This is a genomic window from Thalassobacter sp. (genome assembly GCF_982993085.1).
Window position 1 is genome coordinate 1 of record NZ_CEZFMW010000170.1, and the last position, 4,847, is coordinate 4,847.

A 4,847-nucleotide genomic window follows, 5' to 3' on the forward strand; every position below is an offset into this window, starting at 1 on the left:
ATGACCTCTTCTTGCACAAAATCCCGAAAGACTTCGACCCGGCGTGAGTGGCGCAATTCTTCTGGATAGGCAAGAAAGACGGGGACCTCACGCGAGAGTGCGGTGGGTACAACCGGCACAAGGTCTGGAAAGTCGCGGGTCAGATAGTCGGGCAACACGCCAACGCCAAGGTCGTAAATGACCCCCTGCAGTACACCGAAGTAGTTGTTCACGGTCAAGAAATTCTCGACGCCTTCTTCTTGCAATTGGCGGATCAATTGCGCCCCGGCGTTTACCTGAAAGCTGGTGGCATTTTGGCAAATCACGCGGTGGTTTTGCAGATCGCTCATGGTTTCGGGCGTGCCGTGGGCCTCCAGATAGCTGGGAGAGGCATACATTTTCATCCGAATGTCCATGAGCCGCTTGCGCACCAGATCGGCTTGACTCGGCTCTTTCATGCGGATTGCGACGTCGGCTTCACGCATTGGCAGGTCCAGCACGCGTTCCTCGAGCATCAGGTCAATTTTGAGGTCCGGATACTTTTCATATAGTTTGGCCAGCCGCGGCGCGAGCCAGAGCGTCCCGAATCCGATGGTGGTTGTGACACGCAATTCGCCAAATATCTCTTCTTCGCTGTCTCGGATGCGTGCGTTGGCAGCGTCCAGTTTTTTTGCCATTGAATTCGTCGCATCGAACAGCAATTCGCCCTGTTCCGTCAGGATAAGGCCCCGTGCGTGGCGGTGAAACAACGTCGTGCTGAGGCTCTCTTCGAGGGAGCGTATTTGGCGGCTCACGGCCGATTGGGAGAGGTGGAGCGTTTCGCCGGCGTGTGTCAGGCTGCCCGCAGAAGCCACCGCGTGGAAAATTCTCAGCTTGTCCCAGTCCATTCGTCAGTGCCCCTATGGCCTAAGTGTTTTGAATAGTTAGCGGTATCGCACATGCAGAAAGGCTTGCGAACCGCCAATTTGATATCAATCTGAACTAACGCGCAAAACGTAACGGCAAGAAGAATTTTCTTGTAGGTCATAGATTATGACCTATATTTTATGATAGGATCGCTTCGCATGGGAGGTATGTGATGAGCCTGTTGGATGTTCGTCTGAGTGATCGCTACGACCTGGATAAGGACCAAGTGCTGTTGAACGGCACTCAGGCACTGGTCCGATTGATGCTCATGCAAAAGGCGCGTGACCGTGCGGCGGGGCACAATACCGCTGGATATGTCACCGGGTATCGCGGCTCGCCTTTGGGGGCGGTCGATATGCAAATGACCCGTGCCCGGGATGTTCTCACGTCGCAGGACATTCGCTTTGATCCCGGTTTGAACGAAGATCTCGCGGCTACTGCCATATGGGGCACGCAACAGGCGGCCTTGCGGGGCGAGGGGCGGTTCGACGGTGTGTTCGGCCTGTGGTACGGCAAGGGACCGGGCGTTGATCGATCTGGTGATGCAATGCGGCATGCCAACATGGCCGGGACGGCTCCGTTGGGCGGCGTGTTGATGGCCTGCGGTGATGATCACACTGGCGAAAGCTCAACCACCTGTCACCAGTCCGACTGGGCGTTGGTTGATGCACACATGCCCGTTCTGAATCCAGCCGGTGTCCAAGAGATTTTAGACTACGGGTTGTACGGGCTGGCACTAAGCCGGTTTGCGGGGGTGTGGTCTGGCTTGAAGTTGATGAAAGACACCGTGGAGGTCACGGCGGTCGTGGACGGGCGTGCTGATCGGATGCAGTTCGTGACACCCGATTTTGATTTGCCCGCGGGCGGCTTGCATATTCGGCTGGGCGATCATTGGATCCCCCAAGAGGAGCGGCTGGTCTGCTACAAACGCCCCGCAGCAGAGGCATTTGCCCGTGCCAATAAGATCGACAAGCGAATGCAGGGGCAGCCCGGTGCGCGCATCGGGTTTGTTGCTGCGGGCAAGAATTGGTTAGATTTAATGCACGCCATGGGGGCCTTGGGACTAGATGCCAAAGCCTGCGAGGCGCTTGGCATCACCACCTACAAGGTGGGTCAAACATGGCCGCTGGATATGGCGTCTTTGCGCGATTGGGCTGAGGGCCTAGAGGTCATCGTTTGTATCGAAGAGAAACGTAAGTTGATCGAAGTGCAAATTAAGGAGGCCATCTTTGAGGACCAACGCGGGCGGCAGGTGTATGGTGCGCTTGGGCCGGGTGGTGCAGCGCTGTTTCCTTCTCATTACGCGCTTGATCCCGCTGACGTGGCCGAAAAACTGGGCAGGCTTCTTCAAGGTATCGGCGTCACCTCGCCGCCTATTCAGGCGGGACTGTCCAAGCTGCAGGCCGCTCGGGCGCTGGAAAGTGCGCCGGATTTGGCGACGCGCAGTCCTTATTTTTGCTCGGGCTGTCCGCACAATACTTCGACCAAGGTGCCGGACGGCGCGCGTGCAGGTGCGGGCATCGGGTGCCACGTTATGGCGTTGTGGATGGATCGCGGCACCGAGGGCTACACGCACATGGGGGCAGAAGGCGCCAACTGGATCGGTGAGGCACCATTTTCGACACGCAACCATGTGTTTCAAAACCTAGGGGAGGGCACGTATAACCACTCGGGGCTGATGGCCATTCGTGCTGCTCGCGCTGCGGGTACAAATATTACGTACAAAATCCTTTATAATGATGCGGTCGCAATGACGGGCGGGCAGCGCAACGATGGCGACTTGTCGCCGGAGCAGGTCGCCCGAGAGGTTCTGGCCGCCGGGGTTGAGACGGTCGTGGTTGTTTACGATCCTAAAGAAGAGGTGGACAAGACACTCTTCCCGGCGGGGCTGGAGTGGCACACGCGAGAGCATTTGGGAGCGGTCCAAAGGCGCTTACAGAGTGTTGAGGGCGTTTCAGTTTTGCTGTTCATCCAAACCTGTGCGGCCGAAAAACGGCGTCGTCGCAAGCGTGGCAGTTTTCCTGATCCCGAAAAGCGTATGTTTATCAACACGGACGTATGTGAAGGGTGCGGCGATTGTTCAGTTCAGTCGAACTGTGTGTCGATTGTTCCGGTTGAGACTCCGTTCGGGACAAAGCGAGCGATTGAGCAATCTTCGTGTAACAAAGATTACAGCTGTGCCGATGGGTTTTGCCCGTCGTTTGTAACCGTAGAGGGGGGCGCCCCGCGCAAAGCGACGACCAGAAATGTGGCTATGCCTGACCTCCCCGAGCCCGAATTGCCGGCGATTAACGGCACGTTCAATGTACTGGCAACGGGCGTCGGCGGGACCGGTGTGGTAACGTTGGGGGCCGTTCTGGCTATGGCCGCACACCTTGATGGCAAAGGTGCTGCCATGATGGAAATGGCGGGCCTCGCCCAGAAAGGGGGGGCGGTCACGGTTCATTGCCGCCTTGCGAACTCACCCAGTGATATCAATGCGATACGCGTCGCTATCGGTGAATGTGACACGCTGATAGGGGGGGACTTGGTCGTGTCTGCTGGGGCCAAAACGCAGACACTGCTTGACCCCAATCGCGCCTATGCTGTGGTGAACACACACGAGACAACGACCAGCGCCTTTACTTTGAACCGCGACTATAAATTGCCCGGCGATGGGTTGCGTGGCGTGCTGCAAGAGCGGCTTGGCTCGCGGTTGATGTCACTCGACGCATCTGAGCTTTCCAAGGTGCTTATGGGGGATTCGATTTATGCCAATATGATGCTGTTGGGCGCGGCTTGGCAGGCGGGACGTTTACCCGTTTCGCTGGCGGCGTTAACCCAAGCGATTACGCTAAACGGCGCTGCGGTAGAGCGGAACAAACAAGCGTTTACCTTCGGTCGGTGGGCGGCTTTTGACCCGCAAAGTGTTGCAGAAATTCTTGCCCCATCTGAGCCACCTACACCAGATGCGGAGGCGGTAAGGATTGCTCATCTTAAGCAATATCAAGGTCAGGGGCTTGTGAAGCGATACCAGCGCTTGCTTGAATTGGCGCCTGATGCTCAGCTACGAGATGCGATGGCCATCAGTTTTCATAAGCTGCTGACCTACAAGGATGAATACGAAGTTGCACGGCTTTTGTGCGGGACAAAAGCACAAGCTGAAGCGGCTTTTGATGGGCAAATGGCGCTAACTTATCACCTCGCGCCTCCATTACTGACGCGTATCGGGCCCAATGGAAGGCCTATCAAGCGGGCATTTGGATCTTGGCTGGAGAAGGCCTTTCCTATTTTAGCCTGGGGCAAGCATCTGCGCGGTACCCCCTTGGACCTGTTCGGTTACACAGAGGAACGTCGTAAAGAGCGGGCTTTGATTAATCAGTATGAACAGGACATGAAGCGTTTGCTGTCAGTGTTAAAAACAGAAAACCGCGATCTGATTTTATCTATGGCCGAGCTTCCACTCGAAATTCGGGGGTTTGGTCCCGTCAAGGCCGCAGCTATGGATGCCGCTGCGCGCCGTCGGGTGGAGCTTCTTCGAGCAATCGAACAGGGTCCCACCGCCACGATGCCTGAGGCGGCAGAATAGCTATCCGCGGCGTATGAAAAAGGCAGTGCTGTCCTCTTGGTCGTCGCTGCCTTCAAAGGTGTGGCCGGCCTCGGCACAGAAATGCGGCACATCAACATGAGCTGCCGGATCATCCGCCAGCAGACACGCGATCTGACCGGGTGCCAAAGCGGCAATCCGTTTTCGCAACCGCAGAACGGGAAGGGGGCACAGCAGTCCGCGCGCATCTACCTCTAGGTCAAAATTTCGCATGCTGCTGTCCCCTTAACCGTCAAGTGATACTTAATTGTAAATTGAACTGACCCCTTCGGGTCTAGTCAGTGCCGCGATATGGTTCGACGTATTGTAGCGCCATGTCCCATGGGAAAAAGATCCAAGTGTCTTGGCTGACGCCCGTAATGAACGTGTCCACCAT

Annotated in this window: 3 protein-coding genes and 1 pseudogene; 1 reads left to right on the top strand and 3 read right to left on the bottom strand. The window is 56.5% G+C overall.

The genetic code is table 11. The annotated features are described in order from the left end of the window. Window positions 1–866, bottom strand: an 866-nt coding sequence (locus AC4GMC_RS17130; protein WP_488047551.1) for a LysR family transcriptional regulator, incomplete at its 3' end; no start/stop codon positions are given. 191 nt (window positions 867–1,057) lie between these two features. Here AC4GMC_RS17130 and AC4GMC_RS17135 point away from each other — a divergent pair. Continuing rightward, window positions 1,058–4,453, top strand: coding sequence for an indolepyruvate ferredoxin oxidoreductase family protein (locus AC4GMC_RS17135; protein WP_487875993.1), 3,396 nt, complete (start codon window positions 1,058–1,060; stop codon window positions 4,451–4,453). On the opposite strand, the gene AC4GMC_RS17140 is transcribed toward AC4GMC_RS17135, so the two are convergent. Both AC4GMC_RS17140 and AC4GMC_RS17145 read right to left on the bottom strand, forming a co-directional pair. Next, the gene (locus AC4GMC_RS17140) at window positions 4,454–4,684 is read right to left on the bottom strand and encodes a sulfurtransferase TusA family protein (protein WP_487875994.1); all 231 of its coding nucleotides are present in this window, start codon (window positions 4,682–4,684) and stop codon (window positions 4,454–4,456) included. Between the two features lie 61 nt (window positions 4,685–4,745). Continuing rightward, window positions 4,746–4,847, bottom strand: a pseudogene (locus AC4GMC_RS17145) (xanthine phosphoribosyltransferase); the annotation flags it as partial.